Origin of the sequence: Streptomyces sp. NPDC059679 (genome assembly GCF_042734105.1) — a bacterium.
Classification (GTDB): domain Bacteria; phylum Actinomycetota; class Actinomycetes; order Streptomycetales; family Streptomycetaceae; genus Streptomyces.
In genome coordinates this window covers 17,131-43,340 of sequence record NZ_JBHWES010000075.1, presented here as the reverse complement: position 1 = coordinate 43,340, position 26,210 = coordinate 17,131, and the positions used below count along the sequence as shown (strand labels likewise).

Sequence of the window (26,210 nt, the reverse complement as noted above, 5' to 3'; positions counted from 1 at the left end):
TGCAGGCCGCCCCACGTCGCGTGGGGCGGCCTGCTTCGTCAGTCGGCGATGTCGCCGTAGATCACGCCGCGTGCTGACAGATAGACGCGGCCAAAGATGTCCGGGTCACCGGTGATGGCGCTTCCGGCGAAGGCCCCCTGGTGATCGTCGTCGTTGATGCGGAACCAGCGTTCGCCGCCGTCGGTCGAGCGGAAGATGCCGTCCTGGCCTTCGACCGTGGCCGAGGTGTAGATCGCAGGGTAGCCGGATCGCTCGGCGGCCTTGCCGGAGCCGACACCGATCGCCAAGTCGATCGCGCTGATGCGCTTCCAGGTCGTGCCGCCGTTCTTGGAGCGCCACAAGCCGGTTGCGACCTCCGCTTTGTCGCTGCCCCCGGCGAGCCAGACGTGGCCCTCGCGGCCGGGGACGACCCGGAAGTCGTCGACGCCTTCGGCGGGCAGGCCAGTGGCTCCGGTGTCGGTGAACGTCAGTGGCACACCGAACCGGTCCGACAGCGCGTGGTCGCCCGAACGATGGGCGTGGAGCAGCGGATACAGGTGCAGCGCCCACCCGTTGCAGTGGTCGAAGGCCCGTCCGTCGCCGTCCGAGTACCAGCCATCGCCCCGATACCAGGTCTCCATCAGGTCGAGCGCCCGCTCCCTGGCCCGGGCCGTCGCCGCATCACCGCGGCCCGCCGACTCCAGGAAGGACGCCACGGTGAACGGGAAGAGGAGCCAGTTGTTCGGCGCGGGGGTGTGTGAGGGCGCCGCGCAGCCACCGCTCGGTCCGGTCCTGTACGTCACCGTCGAGCCGGTCCCACAGCCACGGCCGGGTCAGGGACAGGCCGAGTGCCACCGACGCCGACTCGACCATCGGCTGGCCCTGCACATGGTGGTCGAGGATGAGAGGCCACGACTCGGTGTCGTCCCGGCCGGGTGTGCGGGTGTTGCCCGCCGCGAGGCCGGCTGCGTACCGCTCCAGCCAGCCGCGCGGGTCCTTGCCGTCGGCGCAGGCGATCCGGAAGCCGGCTGCCAGGAACGTACGGGCGTAGCCTTCCAGGCCGTCCGAGCGGACGCCGGGCCTGGAGGGCCGGCCCGGCAGGTCGAGCAGGGCGCCGCCAGGGGTCGCCCAGTGCCACGCGGCGGCGAGCAGCCCGTTGGCGGTGGCCTCCCAGTGCGCACGGGTGTAGCCGGTGTACGGGCTCAGCTCCCGGTTCTCGTCAGGTAGGTGGAACGGGATGGTCATGCGAGGAACGCCGGCCTTTCGCGTCGAACGGGATGGGCGAAGCCGTCGCCGGCGGCCCACCGGGCCACCTCGCCGACGGCCGTGTCGGCGAGGAGCTCCCACTCATTGCCCTGGGAGCCAGCGAGGTGAGGGGTTATCAGTGCGTTCGGACACTCCCACAACGGGTGCTCCCTGGGCAGGACGTCCGGGTCCGTCACGTCCAGGACCGCCCGGATGCGGCCCGCGCGCACCACATCGGTGAGCGCGTCCTGGTCGACGACGGCGCCGCGCGAGGTGTTGATGAGGGCGGCACCCGGCCGCATGGAGCCGAGGAGTTCGCGGCTGACAAGTCCGCGCGTGGCGGGCAGCAGCGGTGTGTGGATGCTCAACAGGTGGCGTCGGGCGAAGAGTTCGGGCAGCTCGACCCGCTGAACGCCCAACGTGGCGGCGTCGGCCTCGGTGACGTACGGGTCGTACAGCAGCACCTCGTAGTCGAAGGGGCGCAGCAATTCGATGACGCGCCGTCCGATCAGGCGGCGGAGAGGACGCCCACCGTGCGGTGGTAGTTGCCCACGTCGTGGGGAATGCCGAGCCAGTCGCCGCGGTCGCGGTCCCGCCGGAAGTCGCGGGCCCGCTCCAGGACGTGCTTGCCGTGCAGCAGGATCATGCCGAGCGCGTACTCGGCGACCGGCAGGGCGTTGGCCGCGGCCGCCGACGACACTTCCACGCCCCGGTCCCAGCAGGCGTCGGTGATGTGCCGGCGCACCGAACCGGCCGCGTGCACCACGGCCTTGAGCCGGGGCGCCGCCGCGAGCACACCCGCGTCGAGCCGCGGGCACCCCCAGCTGGTGACGAGCACCTCGACATCAGGGAGGACGCGCTTCGCGCGTACGGTCGTCAGGTCGTCGAGCACGGGCAGCGGCGCCAGATCGCATACGTCCCCGAGCGCGGTCAGCGACCGTGGGGTGAAGACGGCTGCCGCTGCCGAGGACGACATGGCCAACGCCGCTCTGGGTCTGCTCACTTGCCCGCCTCGGGGTCGTCGGGCAGTCGGGTCACGCGGATGGCCATGTACGGGCGGCCCGGCAGTGCCACGCGCACACTGGTGTCCGTCGCCACGCCGACACGGTCGATCGTCATGGCCCAGGTGTCGATCACGTCGATCGCGAACCGGCCGGGACGTACCCGCCGCGGATCGCACCCTCCCAGCAGCGCCGTACCAGTTCCTCTCCTGTGAGGTTCCCCCACCCGTGCTCGACCCGTCGCACCGCATAGCGTGTCAGCCGGTCGTCCGACTCGATCCCCAGCTCACGCAGCGCGCGCACCTCGTTCTGGAAGCGCTGGAAGAACCGGGCGGCGAACCGGGTGGTGTCCCAGCCGTCCGCCGGGGAGCCGGGGAAGGGATACAGCTCGGGCTCGTCGGTGTTGTAGTCGTACGCCTTGGGCAGCAGGCACATCCGTATCTTGGTGAAGCCACTGGCCGCCAGCGTGCGCCGGGTCGCGGCGCGCAGGCGTTCCACCTGGTGCGTCCAGGCGTACGCGAAGTGATGGCGATCGACCACTCGCACGGGCCCGTGGCGCCCTGGTGCGGTCGGCCCGGGGTTGCCGTGCGATGGCCCGTCGATCTCGACCTCGAACACATCCCACTGAGCACAGTGTTCGTCGTGGCGCATACGTCCTGTGGCCTCGGCATGGTGATCCATCCATGGAAAACCTTCTGGTTGAGGGCCCAGTGGGAGCTGGGTGCGGAATCCTCCCGGGTAGCGGGCCCGCGTCGGCGGCTGTGCGGCGAAGTGCCGCGCAGCCGCCCGTAGGGCGCCGTTCTGGTGCTGCTCAGATGTTGTTGGGCGGCTGGGTGTAGGTGGTGCCGCCGATGGTCGTGGTGAGTGTGCCGTCCGCCTTGAAGTTGCCGCCGATCAGCGTGGCCGGGCCGAGGGTGAAGCCGCCGGGTCCGGTGCGCTTGGTGCCGGTGTGCTCGCCGGACAGTGTCAGGTCCTCGGTCCAGGTGACACAGCGGAGGGCCGTGGCGGTCCCGGGCGTGCAGCCGAGAGCCGGGTTGGAGGTGCGCTCCACCCGCTCGCTGCCGTCGATGATGTTCGTCCCGTCGTCGCTGTAACCGTGGTACTCCACGGCGATGCTGAGGGCTGGGTGCCGTCGCTGTCATTGGTGATCCGGACGGTGGCTGAGCCCTGGGCCTTTCCGGGCAGGGTGTAGGTGCCGGTCGGTACCGGCTGCGCCGGTGGCGGGGCTGTGTCCGGGATGTGGGGGAGGCCCCAGGTCGTGTCGGAGGCCGGCGCGGGGGGAACCGGCTTGCTGGGTGTGAGGGTCGGGAAGCGGGCGATCATCACCCTGCTGTTGCGGCCCCCGGGCTCGGTCGAGTCGGGGCAGCGGTGAGGTGTCGGATTGGCGCCGCAGGCCAGGTTCTCGGTGTAGACCGCGGCGGTGCTGTCGGCCAGCCACACCGGGTCGGCGGCGAGGTTCCAGTCCGGGTCGGCCCCGGTGTTGATCTGGAAGCCGCGGCCGGTCTTGGGGTCGACGAGCCAGGGCAGGAAATGGCGGCGGTTGTGGTCGTTGCGGATCCCGGAGATGTAGCCGGTGGTGGAGAGCTGGTCGGTGAGCGGTGGGATTCCCGGCATCCCCGAGATGAAGTCCATGCGTCCCGAGCCGTTGACTTCCCCGGCGAGCAGCCACTTGCCGTCGGGGGACATCGCCATCGGGTCGGTGTAGTGGGAGTGCCGGGTCAGCGGCCGGGAGCGGCCGGTGGCCAGGTCGGTCGCCCAGCCGTCGACGTTGTCGGACTCCAGGGTCTGGAAGCCGAGGGTGGCCCGTCCGTCGCTGGTCCAGCCCCGCGGCTCGGCGACCATGCCGGCCTGGTTGAACCGCAGCTGATCGCTGGGCCCGACGACCATCGGCCGGTAGGCGGGCGAGGGGTTCTGCAGGACCGAGACGTGAGTGAGGTCGTAGCGGCGGCTCTGCGCGTCGTAGGAGAGCCGGCCCACGAACGGGAGCTCCGTGATGGCCTTGAGGTCGAGAGTGTTGCACACCAGGTGCACCCCGTCGGGGCTCTGCCGCCACTCCCGGCCGTTGGCGTTGCCGTCGCCGTCGGGAGCGGACAGCGGCTCCCCGTTCCAGTAGATGGGGACGATACGTGTGTTCGCGGGAGTGCAGCGCGGGTCGGTGACTGCGTAGTCGGTCCCGTCGGCGCCGCACTCCAGGATGCCGTTGCCCACCAGCACGCGCTTGCGGTCGGGCAGCTCATGGGCGGGCGGGTAGGGGAACTGGGTGGGGTCGATGGCCGATCCGAAGGACACTCCGCAGGTGATGCACTTCCATGCGTCGCCGTTCGGGAACGTGGTGCCGTCGGTGCGGACCGCCAGGACCTGAGGGCCGCTGTAGATGCTCGTCGGGCCGGACTCCGGTGCGCCGACGTAGGTGATGCCCAGCAGGACGTATCGGGGATCCCAGGAGAACCCGGGTGTTCCGATGCCGCTCCAGTTGGCCGAGACGCAGCCGGTGGGGTGGATGCAGATCCCGTCCGCCGGGACGGTCGGGGAAGGGTGTTGGCCGCGTCGATGGCGGCCTGCAGGGCGTGCCTGCCGGCCATGATGTCGCCGGTGGCGTTGATGGAGAACGCCTGGCCGGTGCTGGTCGGGGAGTTCTCCATGGAGAAGGAGGGGACGAAGACCGCCTTGCCGCTGGAGTCGGTGCAGGTGAGGAAGTCCTCGTAGAACAGGGCCAGTTCCATCAGGGCCGGACCGAGCTTGTTCTTCAGGAAGGCACTGTCGCCGGTGACCTGGTAGTACTCCAGAAGCGGGTAGAGCAGCCAGTCGGCGCCGCCGGTCCAGGCCTCGCCGGGGAAGCTGCCGCTGTTGAAGTGCAGCATGTGGCCGTACTCGCCGTCGGTCCGGGACGGGGCGAGGAAGCCGCGGGCGCCGTAGAGGTTGGTGGCGTTGTCGCGCCAGTGGGCGAGCTGGCCGAGGATGAGGTCGAAGTAGCCCTGCCTGGCGTCGGTGAGGTCGAGGATGTTGCCGCCGGCGACCTGGAGGTTGATGTTGGCGCCGGCGACCTGGAGGTTGATGTTGGCGTCGGTGGTGATGTCGTCGGCCCAGGAGCCGTTCCAGGTGCCGGTCCAGATGCCGGTCAGGCGTGGTGGCAGGACACCACTGGAACTGATGAAGAGATAGCGGCCGGAGTCGTACATCCGCTCCAGCAGCGCGACGTCGATGGCGGACGCGTTGCTGTTCTGGCGGGCTATGAGCTCGCTGGTGGCCAGCCGGCGGTCGGCGGCGGAGACGTTCAGGTCGATGCTGGAGCGGTCGTACATCGCCTGGTGCTTCGGGGCGTGTCGGCCCAGGAGGGTGGCGTAGTCGGCCGTCAGCGCGGCGAGGGCGGTCTGCAGGGGCTGGCTGTTCCACCCGGTGGAGGTCTCGTACCGGCCGAGCTTGGTCAGCAGCAGCACCTTGGTGGCCTTGGCGACCACCAGGGTCTGCCCGTCGGCGGTGACGGAGGAGCCGCTGCCGGAGACCACGACGCGGGTGACGCCCTCGTAGCCGTAGGCACCGCCGGAGGGGTAGGTGCCGCGCAGGTTCAGGTAGCCGTCGCCGCTGGTGACGGTGGCGGTGGCGGAGAAGGACACGCTGGTCGGCACGCCCGCAAGAGCGGTGTTGACGCTGATGGTGGTGTCCACGGTGCGGCCGGTGGCGGGCAGCAGCTTGTGGACGATGACCTGGTCGGCGCGGGAGACGAAGACGTGGCGCTTCCAGGTGCCGTACTGGTCGGTCCAGGTGTGGGTGACCTCTCCGGTGCGGAAGTCGGTGATGCGGGCGAAGTCGTTGACGGTGGTCATGCCCGGGGTGCTGAGCTGGAGTTCGTAGCCGGGGTGGAAGGTCTGGGTCCAGCGCAGGCTCCAGCCGTGGGCGAAGGTGGAGGAGGCACCGGAGTAGTTGCCGGCCAGCGCCTGGTCCCGGGCGGTCTCGAGATACGGCGAGATCACCGGGGCATGACGCTCCGGCTGCCGTTGGGCAGCACGAACCGGTGATGATTGAAGATCATCTTCTTGAGCGTCGGCGCCCCGTAGTAGACGGCCCCGTACTCGCCGTTTCCGCTCAGGAACCCGTCGGTCCACGCGGAACGGTGGCGTTGTCCCAGGTCGACTCCGTTGTCGGACGGTGAGTACAACTGAGTACAACTGGGCACAGGGGTGCCACCGGTGCGGGTGCGGTGGTGAACAACAGCGCTTTGCCAGACATGCGGTGGCTGCCTCAGTCGTCGACGGCAGAACCGGACGGCTGAGGCCGGCCCGCCCCGCGGGGACGGACCGGCCTCGAGTGTCTACGGGGTCACGGTCACCCCGGGCGCCATCTCGGCGGTCCCGTTGGTGAGCTTCCCGGAGCCGGTGGCGCCTTCCGAGCTGACGAAGCGCAGCTCGTGGTTCGTGCCCCCCGCATTGCAGACGGCGAGCAGGAGCGTGGACTGGTTGGCCGCGTAAGCCTTCTGGACGAAGGAGGTGATGTCGACGGTGATGTCGTGGCCGTCGATGGCGTTGCCCTGGTGGGTCCCGCCGCCCTCGGGGATGAGGGTCGAACCGAGGGTGAAGGTAGCCGACTTGGCGACGGAGGGGGTCGTGGCGGTGAAGCTCGGCCGGTTCTGCCAGGTCATCGTGTTGATAGGGCAGGACGTGCCACCGCCGGTGCACGTGGTGTCGCTGACGGGTTGCACGAGGAGTTGGTCGGTGTCAGTCGACGGGACCGACGAATAGCGGTGGCCGACGTACGTGAGATGGAGTGTCGCCTGGCTTGGTGCCTTGGTGAGGCCGCTGAGGGGGAACTGGATGTAGGAGAGCTTTCCGTCTCCGGATCCTGTGGTGTACTGCTCGCCCATCAGGCCGACCCCGGTGTTGCGGGTGATGAGGGTCAGGTCCGAGGAGTTGTTCTTGGTCTGGTCGCCGGTCCAGGCACCCACCCAGGTGTCGCCGTTGGTGAGGGCGCCGGGCTTGACGTTCTGGGTCCGGCCGTTCGCGTCCGTGTAGGTGGTGGTCAGCGTACCGATCCCGCTCGTCGTCAGCGGGAACTGGCTGGTGTATCTGACGAGCTGGCCGGCGACGCGGAGGTTGTTCAGCGTCACGTTCGTGGCGCCGTTCAACGGGTTGCTGTTCGTCTTCTGCTGCGAGAACCACACGTTGTCGAGTTTGAAGGTGCTGATCGGGGTCTTGGTGTACGTGTACGCGGTGCCCGACCCGTCGGGGTTGGGGGCGAGCCCGTAGTTCGCCTGCTCGTCGGCGGTGATGGTCTGGGTGGATCCGTTGCCGCCGTTGAGCCTGATCGGTCCCGACGTGTACCGGGAGGTGTCGAACGAGCTGTTCTTCACCACGATGCTCGAGATGCGTGGGTACGGTTTGGGGCTGTTCTGCGTGAAGATGCCGCCGGCCGGCGCCGACACGGAGTTGAAGTTGTCGAACGTGTAGTTGTTGAGCCGGTATCCGTACGAATTCCATCCGATTCGGATCGAGTTGCCGGCACCGACGGACCAGTTCAGCGTGTTGCTGACCGAGATGTTCTTCGAGTCCTGGCTGTCCCAGTGGTAGGAGTCGAACCCGAGCTCGTCGGCGACGGTGTCGTGGGCGCCTACCGCGTTGACATAGCCCTGGACGTCGGGGGTGGAGGTGCCGAGCTGGAAGTTGTTCCACACGCCGGGGGCCAGCGGGGTGAATCCGTCGCTGGGGTTGTAGTGGCCGGAGGCGAACGCGTCGTCGTTGCCGAGGGTGAAGACGCCGTTGGCGGTGATGTCCTGGCCGCTCGCGAAGTCCGTCCCGTCGATCCATGGCTGGCGGTACGGGGTGAGGGCCTTGATGTTGTTGAACGTCACCCTGGTGGCGGTGTGGGTCTCATAGTTCCACTGCTTCGCGTCGCGCACGTAGGTGTCGTTGAACGTGATGTCCGACGAGTGCATGACCATGACGCCGCCCTGGTGCTGGCTGCGGTAGGCGTCGTGCGAGTCACCGATGCTGCGGGCGTTGTAGTTCGCCACGCCGTTGCCGTCGAAGACGCCGCGGCCGTCGAATTCGATGTTGCTCGAGTTGATGATCCCGACCGCCGGCTCGAACGCCTCCATGTACCCCTGGACGCGGTTCTTCAGCAGGGCCCCTTCGTCGGTGTAGATCTTCAGCTTGCCGCCCTTGAGCTTGCTGCCGTCCAGACCGTTGACCAGGAGACCGGACGACACGTACGTGCCGTTCGGGAAGTAGAGCGTGTTGAGCGCCGTGGGGTTGGCTTTGATGGTGTCGATGGCGGCCTGCAGGGCGTACGTGACGTCGTTGGCGGCCATCACCCGCACATTCGGGTACCGCACATTGACGCTGCTCGCGCTCACCAGGCTCCCGGCCGAGGTTTTCTGACCGGCGGGGATGGCGGTGCCGTTGACGGTCTTGCCGGCCATGGAGCTCGTCGTCGCGGCGGGAGCCTTCTGAGCCGCGCTGTTCGGGTGCGCCGCGAGGTACTTCGCGGCGAACTCCTGGAAGTTGAGGACACCGGTCTGCAGGTTGACGCCGGAACCGTCCGGTGCGCTCGTGGTGTTCGGGCGCCGCGCCGGGTCTTCCAGAGGGTCGTTGACGACCGCCAGGTAGGGCTGTCCCGTGGCGTTGGTCGAGTCGCCGTTGACCATCACGATCGCTTGGTTCAACCCGGCGTCGGCTGACATCTGGAACGTCAGGGTGTGCTTGTCCGCGCTCACCGAGACGCTGCTGGACGGGTAGTAGCGGGCCGGATAGATGTTCACCGTGTCGATCGTGGTGCTGGGCAGCGTGACCGTGATCGTCGGTGTCCGGGAGTCCGACGCGAAGCGCGCGATGTCGAAGTTGTGGCCGTTCTCGGTGTACTGGACAGCCTGGACGGGCGTGCCGGCGACTTGCACCTGGTACTTGGTGGACGCCACGTCCGGGGACGTCGTCGTACCGCCTCCCACTCCCGTCGGTGCGTACGTGTGGACGGCGGTGGCGGCGTGTGCGGGGACGACGCCGGTGAGCATGAGGTTCGCCACCGCAATGGTGGCGCCGGCAGCGGCCGCGATGAAGCGCTTCACGCGCGAGCTGCGTCGCGCCGGGGCAGGGTTCGGGTCGGCGTCGCCGCCGGCCGGTCTGATCATGCCTGTCTCTCCTCAGGACGAGACCGTTACAGGTCTGTTCAGGCGCTCGCCGTCTGCTGGAGACGGCGCGGAGCATTCGCGATGCCGGGGCCGTCGGGGTCGAGGGGACCACCACGACGCACCGAGCGGGTGACGCGGGTGAGGTCGAGTGTTGTTTCGCGCGGTGGCCCAGGGTGGCTCCACTGCATTGACCGATCCACGGGATCGGGCGTGGCGGGGACGTTACTGCCGTATTTCCGGAACCGTCAATGCTCCGTGCACATCACGTCGCGGAAACAGCGGTGACCTGCCTGCGACGCCCTCGCCGTGCTCTGTAACGGCTGAATCACGGTCGCTGCGCGAAGCCTTGCCCTGTTGCGACAGTCGCCCTACGCTGACGCCACTTTCGTGGATCGATAAACGTCTCAGGAGGCGTGGCGTACGTGGTGACAATGGCGGAGGTGGCAGCTCGGGCGGGAGTCACCAAGCAGACCGTCTCCAACGTGGTGTCCGGCAAGAAGGTGCGGCCGGAGACCCTGGCGAAGGTGAACAAAGCGATCGCCGAACTCGGCTACAAGCCGAACCTGGTGGCGCGCTCGCTGCGCACCGGCAGCACGTCGACGGTGGGGCTGTTCGTGCCGTCGGTGGCCAACCCGTTCTATTCGGAGGTGGTCGAGGAGGTGGAGAACCTCCTGGTCGGCCACGGATACAACCTGCTGCTCGCCACGACGCGCGACGATCCCGACTACACCCGGGCCCACCTGGAGAACCTCGCCGCGCGCTCGGTGGACGCACTGCTGGTCGCCTGCGACAACGGCGTCGCACAGCAGCTGCCGATGCTCGTCGAGGCCGCCTTCCCGGTCGCGCTGTTCGCCTGGGAGGGGGACCCGCCGACCATGCTGCCGGTGGTGTCCATCGACTACGAGCACGCCGGGTTCCTGGCCGGGCGCTACCTGAGGGATCTCGGCCACCGGAACGTCGCGGTGATCGCCGATCTCCCCGCGCACGAGCCGCGCGTGGTCGGGTTGCGCCGGGCGTTCGCCGACCACGGGCTGGCCATCGACGACCGCAAGGTGTTCCCCTGCACCAGGGACGACGCCGCCGGCGGCTTCGACGCGGGCTGTGCGGCACTGGAGGCGGATCCGGAACTGACGGCGATCTTCGCCACCCACGACATCCTGGCCCTCGGTGCCGTCGAGGCGGTGGTCCGGTCCGGGCGGCGGGTCCCCAGCGACGTCAGCGTCGTCGGCTTCGACGACATCGCCCAGGTCGGTCGGATCCAACCAGCGCTGACCACGATCACCGTCCCGAAGCGGGAGATGGCCCAGCAGGCCGTCGAGCTGCTGCTGCGCGCCGTCGACTCCGGCCGGCCGCCGACCAACGTTCTCACGCTGCTGCGCCCGACCCTGACCATCCGGGACAGCAGCGCCCCGCCCCGGGCGACCGGATAGCACCGGGCACCGCTCCACCTGCACGTCACCCCATGAGTCGCCGGCACGCTCCTGCCGGGCCGGCCTCCCGCCACCGCTACGAGTTGCGACAGAAGGCACGTCCACTGATGAAAGACCTCGACCCCAACGCCTACGTCGAAGACCGGTCGCCGGGCACCGGACGACTGCGGCCGCGCGCCGCGTTCGCTTCCGACCTGCCCACGATCGCGCTCGACGGCGACTGGAGATTCCGACTGGCGACAGGGCTGGACGACCTCACCGGGGACTTCGCCGCGCCGGACTTCGACGACACCTCCTGGGACCTGCTCGCCGTGCCGTCCTGCTGGCAGATGACCGGCCTGCCCGACGAGCCGCGCTACGGTGCCCCCGCCTATACCAACATCCTCTACCCGTTCCCGGTCGACCCGCCGCGGGTGCCCCGGCAGAACCCGACCGGCGAGTACCGCCGCGAGTTCGACGTTCCGGACGGGTTCCCGGCAGCGGCCTCCGTGCTCCGGTTCGAGGGCGTCGACTCCGCGTTCGCGGTGTGGCTCAACGGGATCCGGCTCGGCGACGGCAAGGGCAGCCGGCTGACGACCGAGTTCGACGTCTCCGGCAGTCTGCGGCCCGGCCGGAACGTGCTCGCGGTCCGCGTGCACCAGTGGTCGTCCGGCAGCTACCTGGAAGACCAGGACATGTGGTGGCTGTCCGGGATCTTCCGGTCGGTGTCCGTGGCAGCCCGCGGTGTCGAGGACTTCTTCGTCCACGCCGCCTACGACCACACCACGGGCCGGGGCACCCTGTCCGTAGACGTCAACGCCCCGACCCGCGTGTCCCTGTCGGTGCCCGAACTCGGCATATCCGCCGCCGATCCGGCCGGCCCGCACGTGATCGACCGCATCGAGCCCTGGTCGGACGAGCGGCCGCGCCTGTACTCGGGGGAACTGGTTTCCGAGGCCGGGGAGCGGATCGCGCTGCGCATCGGCTTCCGCACGGTGGCCGTCGTGGACGGCGTGCTGACCGCCAACGGCCGGCCGATCTCGCTACGGGGCGTCAACCGCCACGAATGGCACCCTCTGACGGGACGCACCCTGACCGAGGACGCCATGGTGACCGACGTGCTGCTGATGAAGCAGTACAACATCAACGCGGTGCGCACCAGCCACTACCCACCCGACCACCGTTTCCTGGACCTGTGCGACGAGCACGGGCTGTGGGTGTTCTGCGAGGGCGACCTCGAGACGCACGGCTTCGAGCCGGGCGGCTGGCGGCGCAATCCCAGCGACGACCCCGCGTGGCGCGAGGCGTACCTGGACCGGGCCGCGCGGCTGGTGGAACGCGACAAGAACCACCCCTCGGTCATCGTCTGGTCGCTGGGGAACGAGTCCGGCACCGGAGCCAACCTGGCCGCCGCGGCCGCGTGGATACGGCAGCGCGACGACAGCCGCCTGATCCACTACGAGGGCGACCACGAGAGCTGCGCGTACGTCGACCTGTACTCCCGCATGTACATCGGTGTGGATGAGCTGGCCGCGGTGGGGCGCGGCCAGGAATTTCCGACAGCTGATCCGATTGACGACGCCCACCGCCGGGCCCTTCCGGCCGTGCTGTGTGAGTACGGGCACGCCATGGGCACCGGCCCCGGCGGCTTGTCCGAGTACCAGCAGGTCATCGACGCGCACCCGCGCCTGGCCGGCGGATTCATCTGGGAGTGGATCGACCACGGGATCCTCCGGCGCACCGAACAGGACGCCCCCCACTCGTTCTACGCCTACGGCGGCGACTTCGCAGAGGAGGTCCACGACGGCAACTTCGTCGCCGACGGGCTGCTCTTCCCGGACCGCACGCCGTCGCCGGGCCTGGTCGAGTACAAGAAGGTCATCGAACCGGTCCGGATCCACGTCGACCCGGCGGCGCGGCGGATCGCCGTGCACAACCTGCACCACGTCCGCGACACCGGCTACCTGGACTTCCAGTGGACCGTCGAGGACGGCGGCGAGCCGGCCGGCTCCGGCGGCCTGACCGTGCCCGCGACCGCGCCGGGCGCCACGACAGCCGTCGAATGGCCCGCCGACCTCGCCGCCGCGTTCGATTCGGTGCGCAAGAACGGCTCCGGCAACGAGGTGTGGCTGACCGTGACCGCGGTGCTCGCCGCCGACGAGACCTGGGCCCGGGCCGGCCACGAGATCGCCTGGGCGCAGGGGCTGGTCGTGGCTCCCGTCGCCTCGCCCGTCCCCGTCACGCCGGCGCCGGCGATCGCCCACGACGGGGACATCACCCTGGGCCCCGCGCGGTTCGACGCCCGCAGCGGGGTGCTGATCCGGCTCGGCGACCTGGAGCTCGACGGGCCCAGGCTGGACATCTGGCGTGCCCCGATCGACAACGACCTGCTCAATGCCTTCGGCGAGCCGCAGATCACCGCTTGGCTCGCCGCCGGACTGCACCGGATGCGCCACGATGTCCTGGGTGTCGAGCCCGACGCGTCGGGACTCACGGTCACCGCCCGGCTCGCCGCCGTCGGGTCCTCCTCCGGGCTCGGCCTGGTCTACCGCTGGACGGCCTGCGACGGACCGGACACGGGCCAGGCCCGGCTCCGGCTGGAATGCGCCGTCACCCCTGACGGCGCATGGTCGGTGCCGCTGCCCCGGCTGGGAATCGCGATGTCGCTGCCCGGCACCGACGCCGAGGTCGAGTGGTTCGGCCTCGGTCCCGGCGAGGCGTACCGCGACTCCCGTACCGCCGCTCGCGTAGGCCGCCACCGGTCGACTGTCTCGGCGATGCAGACCCCCTATGTCCGCCCGCAGGAGAACGGCAACCGCCACCAAGTCCGCCGCACCCGGATCACTACCCCGGACGGCACCCTGCTCATCACGGGCGACCCGGTCATCGACCTGACCGTGCGTCCTTGGAGCACCGCAGCCCTGGCTGCCGCGGCCCACCAGCACGACCTGGTCGGCGACGGCCGACTCCATCTCCACCTCGACCACGCGCACCACGGCCTCGGCAGCGCGGCCTGCGGGCCGGGCCCCTCGGCATCGCACGCCCTGGCCGCCGTCCCCACGGTGTTCCGCGTGGAGTTCAGCACCGGCCGGTAGGCGGGCCTGGCCGCCCGCCCACCGACAGTCCAGCAAGTCACTCCCCGTCACGAAGGGTTTCCCTCACATGGACCGCACCACCATACGCACCCGCAGACTCCTGGTGCTCGCCACCGCGACGGCCATCACCTTCGGCGTCGGCGCGTGCAGCAATGACAAGAACGACTCCGCCGAGGAATCGGACCACAGCGGGCCGGTGAAGATGGAGTTCTGGGGCTGGGCCAAGTACGAGAAGATCGTCGACCAGTGGAACGCCGCCCACCCCGACATCAAGGTCACCTTCAAGAAGATCCCGTCGGGCCCCGCGGGCGGCTACACCCAGATCAGCAACGCGCTCACCGCCGGCAAGGGCCCGTGTCTGGCCCAGATCGAGTACCAAGCCATCCCGTCGATGCTCGTGAAGAACTCGGTCATGGACATCACGCAGTACGCGAGCGACGGCATGGACAAGTACGTCCCGTCGGCCGTCTCCTCCTCCAGCGTCGGCGGCAAGATCTACGGGGTTCCGGTGGACGTCGGCCCGATGGTCCTCTTCTACCGCAAGGACCTGTTCGCCAAGTACGGCATCACCAAGCCGCCGGCCACCTGGGCCGAGTACAAGGCCGACGCCGAGAAGGTCACCGCCGCCGACCCCGATGTGAAGTTCGGCACCAAGCTCGGCGACGCCAACGGTATGGCGGCCTTCACCCTGCAGACCGGCCACTCCTGGTACTCGGCCAAGGGAGACAGCTGGACCGTCAGCATCGACAACCCCGGCACCCGCAAGATCGCCTCCTACTGGCAGGACCTGAAGGACAAGGGTCTGGTGTCGAACACCGGCAGCGCCTGGGACCCGCAGTTCAACAAGGCCTCCGAAGCCGGCAAGGTGCTGACGTTCGTCAACGCGGCCTGGGCCGCCGGCGGTCTGAAGTCGGACCTGAAGGCCCTGTCCGGCAAGTGGAGGGTCGCCCCGATGCCGACCTGGAAGGCCGGCGACGGCAAGAGCGCCAGCAGCGGCGGCTCGGCCACCTCGGTGATGACCGGATGCAAGACGCCCCGCGAAGCAGTGCAGTTCGCCGATTTTCTGTCCAGTGACCCGCAGGCCGTGAAGACGGGCATCGAAGGCGGGCTGTACCCGGCGTCGAAGGCCGGACAGGAAGACCCGTCACTCACGGGGGGTGACCCGTACTTCGGCGGCCAGAAGGTCGGTGACGTGTACAAGACCTCCGCCGCGCAGGTACCCAGCACCTGGACCAACGGCCCGACCTTCCAGCAGGTCGAGACGGACTTCACCGGTGCCATCGGTCAGGGCACCCTGCCGGACGCGGTCACCAAGGTCCAGGCCTCGACGGTCGCCGCGATCAAGAAGCTCGGACTGTCGGTGACCAACTGACGCAGCGGGACTCCCGCCGCCCCGAAGGATTCCCGCGGCCGCCCGTACTCGGCGCCGCGGGGATCCGCTCCCTGACGACGAACCGCCCAGCGAGGTTTCCATGAGCAGTCCCAGCAGCACCCGGACCGCGTCACCGCCGCGGTCGGCGCCCGCGGCCACCCGCCGCGTCTCCCCCGCCGGCCGACCGCGGCTCACTGGCCGCCGCAGCGCGTTGACCGCGTCGGGTTTCCTGGCGCCGTTCGCGGTCCTCTTCCTGACCATGATGGTCGCGCCGATCGGCTACGCGATCTACCAGAGTTTCTTCACCGTCCGCCGCGCCGGGCTGTTCGGCGGTGCGCAGTCCACCGAGTTCACGGGACTGTCCAACTACGCCGACGCCTTCAGCGACCACGACTTCATCGCATCGATCGTCCGGGTCGCCCTGTTTGGCTGCGTCCAGGTCCCGGTCATGCTCGGTCTGGCCCTCCTGCTCGCGCTCCTGCTCGACTCCCGCTCGGCCCGGCTGCGCAAGACCTTCCGGCTCACGTTCTTCCTGCCCTACGCGCTGCCGGGTGCGATCGCCGCGCTGATGTGGTCCTTCCTCCTGGTGAAAGACCTCTCGCCGTTCACCGGACCGCTGTCCCACATCGGAATCGACACTGACTTCCTGTCGCCGTCGTGGGTTCCGGTCTCGATCGGGAACATGATCACGTGGGGCTGGACCGGCTACAACATGCTGATCATCTACTCCGCGCTACAGACGATCCCGGCCGAGGTGATGGAGGCCGCCGCGCTCGACGGCTGCACCGGATGGCGCCTGGCGTGGGCGGTGAAGATCCCGCTGGTGCGTCCCGCGCTGGTGCTGACCACGGTCTTCTCCATCATCGGGACGGCGCAGCTGTACACCGAGCCGGCGGTGCTGGTCGGCGCGCGCATCCCGGGCGTCGACCCGAAGTTCTCCCCGATCATGAACACGACCGTGGGTATGGACGTGGGCGGCCAGAACCTGGCTGCCGCCCAGTCCGTCGTGCTCGCGTTGATCACGCTCGTGCTCTCGTTCGGATTCCTCAAGTACAACCAGCGCAAGGGAGCGATGGCATGAGCGTGATTTCGGCCGGCCGACCGACCCGACCGGCCCGCCGCGGCACCGACCTCGCGAGCAAGGCCGTCGTCAACGGCGTGCTGGGCCTGATGGCCCTGTACACGCTGATCCCGCTGTGGTGGCTGTTCGTCTCCGCGACCAAGGAATCGGGCTACCTCTACACCGGCACGCCCCTATGGTTCTCCCACTTCGACCTGGTCACCAACATCAGGGATGTGTTCAGCTTCGAGGGCGGCATATTCTCCACCTGGCTCGCCAACAGCGCGCTGTACAGCCTCGCCGGCGCCACCGTCGGCACCCTGCTGTCCGCGATGGCCGGCTACGCGCTGTCCAAGTTCAGCTTCCGCGGCCGCGAAAGCGTGTTCAACGTCATCCTCGCCTCGGTCCTCATCCCGGCGCCGATGTTCGCCCTGCCGTTGTTCCTGCTCATGGCCAAGCTCGACATCACCAACTCCTACTGGTCGGTGCTGCTGCCCAGCTGTGTCAGCCCGTTCGGCGTCTACCTGTGCCGGATCTTCGCCGCGGCGTCCGTCCCGGACGAACTCCTTGAGGCCGCACGGCTCGACGGAGCAGGCGAACAGCGCACCTTCTTCCGGATCGCCCTGCCGCTGATGTCCCCGGCACTGGTGACCGTCTTCCTGTTCCAGTTCGTCGGCATCTGGAACAACTACCTGCTGCCCTCGCTCATGCTCAACACCCCCTCACTCCAGCCCGTCACGGTGGGCCTGGTGCAGTGGCGCTCGGAGTTCGCCAGCGGAGTGCCGCCACTGCTGCCGATCACCGGTGCGTTCCTGTCGTTGATCCCTCTGCTCGTCGCCTTCATCAGTCTCCAGCGGTTCTGGCGCAAGGGCCTGACCGCAGGCTCCGTCAAGTAGCGCGTTCGCTGCCCCACCACCCCCATCCTGAACTGCAAAGGACCACTGCATTGCCCCGCGCCCACATCGTTCTCGACAAGCAGGCCGTCATCGCTCCTGTCCGACGCCGCACCTTCGGCTCGTTCGTCGAACACCTCGGCCGTTGCGTGTACACCGGGCTCTACGAGCCGGAACACCCGAGCGCGAACGACGAAGGGTTCCGTATGGACGTCGTCGCGCTCGTCAGGGAGCTCGGCAGCACGACCATCCGCTACCCGGGCGGCAACTTCGTCTCCGGCTTCCGCTGGGAGGACTCGGTCGGCCCCCGCGACAAGCGCCCGGTGCGCCGCGACCTCGCCTGGCACTCGCTGGAGTCGAACCAGGTCGGCCTGGACGAGTTCGCCCGCTGGCTCAAGCTCACCGACTCCGAACTGATGCTCGCGGTGAACCTCGGCACGCGGGGCATCCAGCCCGCCCTGGACCTGCTCGAGTACGCCAACCACCCCTCCGGTACGGCGCTGTCGGACCTGCGTGTCGCCAACGGCACGCCGGACCCGCACAACGTGCGCATGTGGTGCCTCGGCAACGAGATGGACGGACCCTGGCAGACCGGCTTCATGACGGCCGACGACTACGGCAAGCTCGCCGCCCGTACCGCCGGCGCGATGAAGATGGCCGACAAGGACCTCGAACTCGTGGTCTGCGGCTCCTCCGGCTCCTGGATGCCGACCTTCGGCGACTGGGAGCGCACGGTGCTCGAGCACACCTACGACCACGTCGACTACGTCTCCTGCCACGCCTACTACCAGGAGCTCGACGGCGACCTCGGCTCCTTCCTCGCCTCGGCGACCGACATGGACTACTTCATCGACACCGTCGTCGCGACCGCCGACCACGTGGGCTACAAGAAGCGCTCCAAGAAGAAGATCAACATCTCGTTCGACGAGTGGAACGTCTGGTACCAAAAGGAGTTCCATGAGTCCGACGAGGTCAACGACGAGTGGCGGCACGCCCCCCGGCAGCTGGAGGACGTCTACTCGGTGGCGGACGCCGTCGTCGTCGGCAACCTGCTGATGACGCTGCTCAAGCACAGCGACCGCGTCACCTCGGCCTCGCTCGCGCAACTGGTCAACGTGATCGCGCCGATCATGACCGAGCCCGGCGGCCCTGCCTGGCGGCAGACGACCTTCTACCCGTTCTCGATCACCAGCCGGCTTGCCGCCGGTGAGGTGATCCGGCCCGTTGTCGAGGCGCCGACCTACACGACGGAACGCCATGGCGAGGCGTCTGCCGTCGACGCCGTCGCGACCGTCGACGAGGACCGGGCCGCGGTCTTCCTCGTCAACCGCGGGCTTACGCAGGCCACTCAGGTCACGGTCGATGTGCGCAGCCTTGGCTCCTCGCGGGTTCTGGAGGCGGTCACACTCGCCGACCCGGATGCGTATGCGAAGAACACACTCACCGAGCAGAACCGCGTGACCCCGCACGCGAACCCGAGCGCGATCCTGTCCGACGGGCTGCTCAGCATCGAGCTGCCGCCGGTGTCGTGGACCGCAATCGCGCTGGGCTGAGTACCGCGACGACATGACGGCGGGCCTGGTTCTGCCCAGCGCCGGCCCGCCACCCGCACCACCGCACTGCCGTAAGGCGGCCGGATCCCCAAGCACGGGCCCGAGTGGCCGGGGACCGCTGGGAGGATGCTCTCCTCTGTCCCGTCTGAGCCGCGAGAACGGCATCAGCCGGTCGTGTCGTAGGGCTGCCATGGGGTGGGTTGTCGGCAGGTGGGGCAGGTTCCGTTCCGGGTGGCGATGAGGTGTTGGAGGAGGTCCAGGGCCTGGTAGAGGGTCAGGCCCTGGCAGGGGCTTTTGGGCAGGTCCGCTGTTCGGTCAGGAACAGGTGGGCTGCGGTGACGAGGGTGACGTGTCGGTGCCAGCCGGTGAAGGAGCGGCCTTCGAAGTGGTCCAGGCCCAGGGCGGTCTTCAGTTCGCGGTAGTCGTGTTCGATCCGCCACCGGGACTTCGCCAGCCGGACCAGATCACGGGCGGGGATGTCGGCGGGCAGGTTCGAGATCCAGTACTTGACCGGCTCCATCTCGTCTTCGGGCCACTGGGCGATCAGCCAGACCAGGGGGATCGTGCCGTCAGTGGCGGGTCGGGGGCGTCGGCCGGCGAGGCGGACACGAAGGAACACGAAATGCGAGCTCATCGCGGCTTTGGAGCCCTTGCGCCAGGTCAGGGTCCGGCCGTGGTGGCGCCCGGCAGCCATCACGTGGTCACGTAAGGACACCGGGGAGGTGCGGTAACGCAGCAGCGGCCTGGGGCCGAGCCCTCCGTAGGCAGGCTGGTGCGGTTCGGTGTCCTCGTGGGCGGTCATCCCGGCCTTGGCCTGGAGCACGTAGGCAAGGCCGCGGTCTTCCAGCCCGCGGCGGAAGCCGGCGTTCGCGCCGTAGCCGGTATCGGCGACCAGGGCGGCCGGCCTCAGGCCCTGGCCGCCCAGCTCGTCGAGCATCTCCGGAGCCAGTTGCCATTTGGGCTGGTGGTGCTCGGTAACGGGGATCCGACAGCGTTTTCTGCGGTCGACCGCATCGGGCCCGTCCCACGAGGCAGGCAGGAACAGCCGCCAGGACAGCGGGCACGAGGCCGTGTCGGAAGCAGCGTGGACACTGACCCCGATCTGGCAGTTGCCGACCTTGCCCAGAGTCCCCGAATACTGGCGGGCCACCCCTGGAGAGGAGACACCGTCCTTGGGGAAGCCGGTGTCGTCCACCACCCACACCTGCGGACGGACCACCCGCACAGCCCTCCATGCCAAGCGGACCCGGACGTCCCCGACAGGCCAGGTCGAGGACGTCATGAACTGCTGCAGTTGCTGGTGATCGATGCCCAGTGGCTCTGCCATCGGCTGCATCGACTTACGCCGGCCGTCCAGCAGCAGCCCCGCAAATAGAAGGCGCCCTTCTCACGCTGATCCCGCCGCACCAGCGGCGCGAACACCTCGGAGGCGAACCCTCCAGCCGAACCCGACACGCGGCAAGCTCCCCGGCCCTCATACAGCCAGCGAACTACCACACACCCAGCACGACAAGACCACCTAACAAAGCACTACTAAGCCTTCGTGTTGGCACAGTTCTGTCACGGAGTGGCCGCTACGCGGGAGCGCGCGCTTCGGCGGCGATATCAACGGCGCCAAAGTCTCCCGGCAGCCGGTCGCGGCGACCCTCGGCACCTGCCGCCGGGACTTCGGAGTCTGCGGCCGTCGAGCAGACCGTCTTGGTAGCACAGTCTGCGGGCGGGCTCGGCTGGGGCGGTACGGCAGGAGCCGGCTGCCCAACCCGGGTACGACAGCCGCGATGGGAGCGGCAGCAGACCCTTGAGCCCCCTGGCCCGCACACCGCGGGCAAGGCCATGAGGCACACCGGCACAGAGCACAGGGTCGGCGAGTCTCTTTCCAGCGGACCCCGTAGCGCTCCAAAATGGCTTCACCGGGCCTGACCTGAGGCAACGCACCTGACCAGCAGGTACCCGGCATGATCAGTCCTCGTGCTCGTTCGACTTGTCTACCTCATCGGCACGCGAATCTTCGCGTGGCTGTTCCTGATGTCTCGATCTTCTGCGGCCAAGAGCGCGGAGATACTGATCCTTCGACACGAGCTCGCGGTTCTACGTCGGCAGGTCGCCCCGCCCAAGCCCGGCTGGCCGGACCGTGCACTGCTCGCCGTCCTGACCCGACTGCTCCCCCGCGCCCTGCGCGAACACCGGAACGTCTCACCGCGCACCCTGCTGGCCTGGCACCGGCGTCTGGTGAATCAGAAGTGGACGCAGCCGCCGTCTACCGGGCGACCGCCCCTGCCGGAGGAGATCCGCAACCTGATCATCCGGCTCGGCACCGAGAACCCCCGATGGGGATTCCGACGCGTACACGGCGAACTGCACCGCCTCGGGCACAAGGTCAGCCCCGCCACCGTCAGGCGTGTGCTGCGTGCCGCTGATCTCGGTCCCGCGCCGCGCCGCCAGCCGGCGCCCGGTGAGTGGGCTGCCTTCCTCAAAGCCCAGGCCAACGGCCTGCTCGCCACCGATCTCTTCCATGGCGACACCATCAGCCTGCAGCGGCTCTACACGCTATTCATCATGGAAGTGCGCACCCGCACCGTCCACATCCTCGGAGTCACCGCCCACCCAACCGCCGCATGGGCCACTCAGCAGGCCCGGCAGTTTCTGTGGCAACTCGGGGATCGGGCCGCCGAATTCACTCACATCATCCGTGACCGGGACGCGAAGTTCACCGCCACCTTCGACACCGTGTTCGCCAGCGAGGACATCACCGTGGCCAAGATCCCTCCACACAGCCCCAACTGCAACCCACACGCAGAACGTTTCATCCGCTCAGCACGGGAAGAGTGCACCGACCGTGTCCTGCTCTTCGACCGTGGCCACGCCGAGAAGATCCTCCACGACTACGCACACCACTTCAACAGCCACCGACCCCACCAAGGGCGAGGCCAGCTCGCGCCCAGCGACAATCCGAACGTCATCCCCCTGCCCGCAGCCCGGATCAAACGCCGACAAGCCGTCGCAGGCCTCATCAACGAGTACCACCGAGCCAGCTGACCATAAGGAAACATTCCAGCTCGCAACCAGTGAAGCCATTCTGAAGCGCTACGGAGGTGCGGCAACCGCGTTGCGCGCGGCCTGGTTGGCGATGGCCGCTCCGAAGTCCTCGCGGACCAGGTGCAGACAGAGGTCGATTCCGGCGGAGGTGCCGGCGGAGGTGAGCACGGTCCCCTCGTCGACGAAGAGCACGTTGCGGTCGACGGTGATGTCGGGGTGGCCCCGGGCGAGGCGCTCGATCTGGATCCAGTGGGTCGTCGCCCTTCTTCCCGTGAGGAGGCCGGACTGGGCGAGCGCGAAGGCGCCCACACAGAGTGAGACCACCCGCTTGGACCGCTCGTGGCAGGTGCGCAGCGCCTCGGCGACGTCCTCCGGGATGCCGCGTTCGAACGCGTAGGCGGGGACAACAACGGTGTCCGCTGTCGTCAACTCCGCCAGCGAACCCGCCGAGGAGAGCCGCAGTCCGTTATCTGTGGTGACACCCGACTCGGTGGGTGTCACCACGGACACCGAGTAGGGGGCACCCAGGGACTGAAGGATCGTGAGCGGCATACCGAGTTCGAAGGAGAGCACCCCGTCGAGAGCGAGGAGCGAGACGCGATGACTCGTCATGTCAAGAATCTATCGCCGAATGGCAGTCCTGCCAGTCGTCGACCCTGCCAGGGTCAGCCACTGTGGCTGCATGACCATCAGTAACGCATCAGGGCTGTCCCTTCCGGACCTCGCCTCCTCGCCCCCCGCCAAGCCGTCGTCGAGCATGTCCTTGAGATCGAGGCCCCCTCCATCGCGCATCACAGCCTCCGTAGCTATTTCTTCGCTCTCAAGGTCGCCGAATTCCGCCGACTGGGCCGGGACGTCGATTACGACGACGACGCGCTGTTCTTCGCGGCGGTACTGCATGACCTCGGCCTGTCGGACCAGGGCGAGGCCCGGCCGGACCGTTTCGAGGTCGCCGGTGCCGACATGGCCGCGGAATTCCTCGCCCGCCATGGGGTTCCGTCCGAGGTGAGGGACGTCGTCTGGCACGCGATCGCGCTCCACACCAGCCCTGGCATCACGCAACGCCGCAGTATCGTCTGCGACCTCGCGAGCGCCGGCACCGGGGCCGACCTCGGCTACGAGTCCGGCTTCGTCTCCGACGATCAGGCCGCTGTGATCAATGAAGCGTTCCCGCGGCTGGACATCAACACGGCCATCGGCCGACTGATTCGTCGAACAGGCAGAGCGCAACCGCGCCGTCAAGGCGCCGCATCTGTCGGCCGCGGACTATTTCTACCGTTCCGTTCACGGGTTCGACATGAGTTTCGTGTCCCGGTGGGGCGCGGTCTGAGTTTGCGTGATCGGCAAGACATCTCCTGGCTCGAAAGAATTCCTCGGCCGGGGGATTCCATCTGAGGCAACGTCGGTGCCACGGCCAGAACTTGTAGGTCATCTCCGCTCCGGACCACTGCCCGGTCCGGGGCTCGCCGGTCTGCCCGAGCCGCGATCACGACCCGAGCTTCTGCTGTTGCCCGCTCCGGCCGAGCGTATCCTTGCCGCCAGCGCGCCGACGGCGCGGGAGGCGTTCGAAGCGGTGGAACGGTTCTTCGGCACCACCCGCGTGATCGTGGATGGTGTCGGGTTCTAGGTCTATCTGCGAGTACTCCTGGCGCCCGTTGACGGCATCTGCCTGGGGCGGCGGGTGGCGCTGATCACCGACACGGACGTGGCGCCCGGGGAGCCGGAACCGGCACGGCTTCAGTCACTGCGGGAGCTCCCCCGCCGCTGGGGTTCGCCCGGCGCGCTGCACCTGGCCGCGGCGCCTCGGACGCTGGAGCCGGCCCTGTGGCCGGAGAACAGCATCACCGCCCTGCGGGCGGCGTTCCTGCGCTGCGCACCACGATCCAAGAAGCGCTGGGAGCAGGTCGTCCAAGCGGACGATCCCGCTCTGGCATTCGGGGAGCTGTTTGTCCCGAAGGCCGGCCGGACCGTTACCGGAACGGACGGAGAGCTCGCAGCGGGGACCCCCGTCTCCAAGGGAGAGTTCGCGCAGGAACTCGCCGACGTGCCGGGCGACCGGGCGATGCCGTTCACCGTGCCCATCTGCCTCGCGGACGCCATCCGCTTCATCACCGCCTCTGACGCCAGCACCCCTGCGGTGGGCGCGCCATGACCGGGCGCGGTCACCGGGCGCTCCAACGGGTCGAAGTCCGACCGGGATCCGGCAGAGTGGCTGCCTGCGGCCCAGGCCGCTCACTGCCGCTACGTGGCCGAGTGGACCTCGGCCAAGGCCCGGTACGGGCTGACCGTGGACGCGGCGGAGAAAGCGGCGCTGCCGACCGTGGCCGCGGGCTGCCCTAACGGGCCGATCACCTGCACACCGGCCGAGTAACCCAGCGCCCCGCTGCCCGATCCGATACCTCACCCCGGGCCGCGGGGACCGCCACGTCGGCCCGTTCGCGTGTCAGACCGTTTCTGAGAGCTGGGACAACCCTGGCTGCTGGGCGGTTGCGGAACCGCTGTCACGTGCTGAGCCAGGCGAGCGCTGCGACGGTCAGGGCGCTAACGCCGGTATCCAGGGTCGGCTGGGTGATGGGAGCGAAGGTGGGGCTGTGGTTGACCGGAATGTCCTGGGCGATGGTGCCGTTCTCGGCGGCCTGGGCGTACAGGTCGGGGTCGATGCCGCCGATGCCCCAGTAGGTGAACGGCGCGCCGAATGCTTTGGGGATTTCACTCATGTCCTCGCTGGCGGTCTGCAGGTCGATGGTGTGCGCGTCGTCGCCGAAGTGGGCGGCGAACGCCTCGGCGACGCGCCGGGTCGGGGTCTCGTCGTTGACTGTGGGCGGGAAGGTGGCGGTTTTCTCGATCTCGGGTGCCTTCGGCGACCGGGACGCCTCGCACTCGGCCATGACGATCCGCTCGATCGCGTGCAGGACTTGGGTGCGCGAGGCGTCGTCGTAGGTGCGGACGTTGAGCTGGATGACGGCGCTGTCGGGGATGACGTTGGGGCCGGTGCCGGCATGGATGCTGCCCACGGTGACGACGGCGGGGGTGGTGGCGGCCAGTTCCCGGGAGACGATGGTCTGCAGGCGCACGACGATCATCGCCGCCATCACCACGGGGTCGACTGCGGCCTGGGGCATGGAGCCGTGCGCGCCCCGGCCGTGGACGGTGATGCGCAGGCTGTCAGCGGCCGACAGGAACGGTCCGGAGCGGGTGCCGACGTAGCCGGCCGGATAGGGCAGGACGTGTTGGGCGAGTACCACGTCGGGTCGGGGCGCCTTGGACGTCAGACCGTCGTTGATCATGGCGTCGGCGCCGTCGCCGTTCTCCTCCGAGGGCTGGAAGAGCGCCACGAAGGTGCCTCGCCAGGCATCCTTGGCCTGGGCCATCAGCCGTGCGCAGCCGATCAGGCAGGTCACGTGCATATCGTGACCGCAGGCGTGTGCCACTGGCTGCTCGGTGCCGCTGTCGCCGGTCACGGTGGTGGTGGAGGCGTAGGGCAGGCCGGTCTGCTCGCGGACCGGGAGGGCGTCCATGTCGGCGCGGGCCATGACGATCGGGCCCTCGCCGTTGGCCACAATCCCGATCACGCCGGTGCCGCCGATGCCGTCGGTGACCTCGTAGCCGCAGCCCCGCAAGGCGTCGGAGGCCTTCTTTGCCGTGCGGTGCTCCCGCAGGCCGAGTTCGGGGTGTCTGTGCAGGTCCTTGTAGAGGTCCTCGAGGTCGGAGCGGATGCCGTGGAGGCCGGCCAGCACAGGGTGGGCAGGGTCGGTCATGAAGACTCCTTGCGCGAGCGGGACTTTCCTCCGCGGCGGGGGTCGGAACGGAAGCGGCGTCGCGTCAACGAGGCCAGTTTGGATTGAGGCTGCCAGTCCAGGCCGCTGGGCAGGTTCCAGCCGTAGTGCACGGCGGTGAGCCGGAAGACCAGGGCCATGGCGATGCCCAGGCCGATGCCGACCCGGGGAATGCCGAGGTACGAGCAGAGCACTGTGACCGCGGCGACGGCCAGGGCGACGGTGGCGTACAGGCCGTTGCCGCCGAACACCGCGGGCGTCCGGCCGAGGATGACATCGCGCAGGGCGCCGCCGCCGACGGCGGTAAGGGTGCCCAGCAGGACGGCCGGGAGCCAGCCCAGGCCGACCGCCAGCGTCTTGTTCGCGCCCGCCACCGCCCAGAACCCGATCACCGCGGCGTCGAGCACGGTGAACAGCCGGCTCCAGTGCTGTTCACTGACCAGGATGAGGAAAGCGACCACGGTACCGGCGACGGAGGTCAGCAGGTAGGCGTAGTCGGTCAGAGCGACCGGGGTGCCGTGCTGCAGCAGCACGTCCCGCATCACGCCTCCGCCCAGACCGGAGATGATGCCGACCACCAGGAACCCGAACAGGTCCAAGCCGGCCGTACGGGCCACGGCACCACCCAGCACCGCGCACGAGAAGACGCCGGCAAGGTCCAGACAACGCGTCGC

General features: G+C 68.8%; 19 protein-coding genes and 3 pseudogenes. 10 read left to right on the top strand and 12 right to left on the bottom strand.

The window, feature by feature from the left end; all coding sequences use genetic code 11:
• Positions 1–476: 476 nt before the first annotated feature.
• The 8 genes and pseudogenes from ACFV2X_RS46525 to ACFV2X_RS46490 all read right to left on the bottom strand — a co-directional run.
• Positions 477–1,224: pseudogene (locus tag ACFV2X_RS46525) on the bottom strand (DUF2264 domain-containing protein); the annotation flags it as partial.
• Positions 1,221–2,200 (bottom strand): annotated as a pseudogene (locus tag ACFV2X_RS46520) (hydroxyacid dehydrogenase). The pseudogenes ACFV2X_RS46525 and ACFV2X_RS46520, both read right to left, overlap by 4 nt.
• 23 nt (positions 2,201–2,223) lie before the next feature.
• A complete protein-coding gene (locus tag ACFV2X_RS46515) occupies positions 2,224–2,343 on the bottom strand; it encodes a DUF5605 domain-containing protein (protein WP_385628217.1) in 120 nt (39 codons plus the stop codon).
• Positions 2,344–2,357: 14 nt separating this feature from the next.
• Positions 2,358–2,906, bottom strand: a complete 549-nt coding sequence (locus ACFV2X_RS46510) for a hypothetical protein (RefSeq protein ID WP_385628215.1) — start codon at positions 2,904–2,906, stop codon at positions 2,358–2,360.
• A 130-nt stretch (positions 2,907–3,036) separates the two neighbouring features.
• Positions 3,037–3,276, bottom strand: coding sequence for a hypothetical protein (locus ACFV2X_RS46505; protein ID WP_385628213.1), 240 nt, complete (start codon positions 3,274–3,276; stop codon positions 3,037–3,039).
• Positions 3,277–3,943: 667 nt separating this feature from the next.
• Positions 3,944–6,196, bottom strand: a complete 2,253-nt coding sequence (locus ACFV2X_RS46500) for a glycoside hydrolase N-terminal domain-containing protein (RefSeq protein WP_385628211.1) — start codon at positions 6,194–6,196, stop codon at positions 3,944–3,946.
• Complete coding sequence (locus tag ACFV2X_RS46495) at positions 6,193–6,381, bottom strand: hypothetical protein (protein WP_385628209.1); 189 nt, start codon at positions 6,379–6,381, stop codon at positions 6,193–6,195. The genes ACFV2X_RS46500 and ACFV2X_RS46495 overlap by 4 nt, the downstream gene beginning before the upstream one ends.
• A 153-nt stretch (positions 6,382–6,534) precedes the next feature.
• The gene (locus tag ACFV2X_RS46490) at positions 6,535–9,342 is read right to left on the bottom strand and encodes a DNRLRE domain-containing protein (protein WP_385628208.1); all 2,808 of its coding nucleotides are present in this window, start codon (positions 9,340–9,342) and stop codon (positions 6,535–6,537) included.
• A gap of 431 nt (positions 9,343–9,773) precedes the next feature.
• Between ACFV2X_RS46490 and ACFV2X_RS46485 the strand changes: the two genes are divergently transcribed.
• From ACFV2X_RS46485 to ACFV2X_RS46460, 6 genes are all read left to right on the top strand, one after another.
• Entirely contained in the window at positions 9,774–10,772 is a 999-nt protein-coding gene (locus ACFV2X_RS46485) for a LacI family DNA-binding transcriptional regulator (protein ID WP_385628237.1), read from the top strand.
• Positions 10,773–10,879: 107 nt separating this feature from the next.
• A complete protein-coding gene (locus tag ACFV2X_RS46480; protein WP_385628206.1) occupies positions 10,880–13,846 on the top strand; it encodes a glycoside hydrolase family 2 TIM barrel-domain containing protein in 2,967 nt (988 codons plus the stop codon).
• Between the two features lie 67 nt (positions 13,847–13,913).
• Positions 13,914–15,218, top strand: coding sequence for an ABC transporter substrate-binding protein (locus ACFV2X_RS46475; protein ID WP_385628204.1), 1,305 nt, complete (start codon positions 13,914–13,916; stop codon positions 15,216–15,218).
• A gap of 100 nt (positions 15,219–15,318) precedes the next feature.
• Positions 15,319–16,299, top strand: coding sequence for a carbohydrate ABC transporter permease (locus ACFV2X_RS46470; RefSeq protein WP_385628201.1), 981 nt, complete (start codon positions 15,319–15,321; stop codon positions 16,297–16,299).
• Positions 16,296–17,174 (top strand): carbohydrate ABC transporter permease, encoded by an 879-nt coding sequence (locus ACFV2X_RS46465; RefSeq protein WP_385628198.1) that lies wholly within the window; start codon positions 16,296–16,298, stop codon positions 17,172–17,174. The genes ACFV2X_RS46470 and ACFV2X_RS46465 overlap by 4 nt, the downstream gene beginning before the upstream one ends.
• Before the next feature lie 50 nt (positions 17,175–17,224).
• Positions 17,225–18,724 (top strand): alpha-N-arabinofuranosidase, encoded by a 1,500-nt coding sequence (locus tag ACFV2X_RS46460; protein WP_385628197.1) that lies wholly within the window; start codon positions 17,225–17,227, stop codon positions 18,722–18,724.
• A gap of 274 nt (positions 18,725–18,998) precedes the next feature.
• On the opposite strand, the pseudogene ACFV2X_RS46455 reads toward ACFV2X_RS46460, so the two are convergent.
• Positions 18,999–20,179, bottom strand: a pseudogene (locus ACFV2X_RS46455) (IS701 family transposase).
• 513 nt (positions 20,180–20,692) lie between these two features.
• Here ACFV2X_RS46455 and ACFV2X_RS46450 point away from each other — a divergent pair.
• Positions 20,693–21,760, top strand: coding sequence for an integrase core domain-containing protein (locus tag ACFV2X_RS46450; protein ID WP_385628195.1), 1,068 nt, complete (start codon positions 20,693–20,695; stop codon positions 21,758–21,760).
• Positions 21,761–21,808: 48 nt separating this feature from the next.
• On the opposite strand, the gene ACFV2X_RS46445 is transcribed toward ACFV2X_RS46450, so the two are convergent.
• Positions 21,809–22,372: an AraC family transcriptional regulator gene (locus ACFV2X_RS46445; RefSeq protein ID WP_385628192.1), complete on the bottom strand. Its 564-nt coding sequence runs from the start codon at positions 22,370–22,372 to the stop codon at positions 21,809–21,811.
• Between the two features lie 87 nt (positions 22,373–22,459).
• On the opposite strand from ACFV2X_RS46445, the gene ACFV2X_RS46440 reads away from it, so the two are divergent.
• The 3 genes from ACFV2X_RS46440 to ACFV2X_RS46430 all read left to right on the top strand — a co-directional run bounded on the left by ACFV2X_RS46440 (position 22,460) and on the right by ACFV2X_RS46430 (position 24,131).
• The gene (locus ACFV2X_RS46440) at positions 22,460–23,155 is read left to right on the top strand and encodes an HD domain-containing protein (protein WP_385628235.1); all 696 of its coding nucleotides are present in this window, start codon (positions 22,460–22,462) and stop codon (positions 23,153–23,155) included.
• A gap of 286 nt (positions 23,156–23,441) precedes the next feature.
• A complete protein-coding gene (locus ACFV2X_RS46435) occupies positions 23,442–23,912 on the top strand; it encodes a hypothetical protein (RefSeq protein WP_385628190.1) in 471 nt (156 codons plus the stop codon).
• Between the two features lie 93 nt (positions 23,913–24,005).
• Positions 24,006–24,131 carry a hypothetical protein gene (locus tag ACFV2X_RS46430; RefSeq protein ID WP_385628188.1) on the top strand — a complete coding sequence of 42 codons (126 nt, stop codon included), beginning with the start codon at positions 24,006–24,008 and terminating at the stop codon, positions 24,129–24,131.
• 130 nt (positions 24,132–24,261) lie between these two features.
• Here ACFV2X_RS46430 and ACFV2X_RS46425 read toward each other — a convergent pair whose 3' ends face one another.
• Positions 24,262–25,518: a M20 family metallopeptidase gene (locus tag ACFV2X_RS46425; protein ID WP_385628185.1), complete on the bottom strand. Its 1,257-nt coding sequence runs from the start codon at positions 25,516–25,518 to the stop codon at positions 24,262–24,264.
• Positions 25,515–26,153 (bottom strand): trimeric intracellular cation channel family protein, encoded by a 639-nt coding sequence (locus ACFV2X_RS46420; RefSeq protein ID WP_385628184.1) that lies wholly within the window; start codon positions 26,151–26,153, stop codon positions 25,515–25,517. Before ACFV2X_RS46420 ends, ACFV2X_RS46425 begins: the two co-directional genes overlap by 4 nt.
• Positions 26,154–26,210 lie beyond the last annotated feature (57 nt).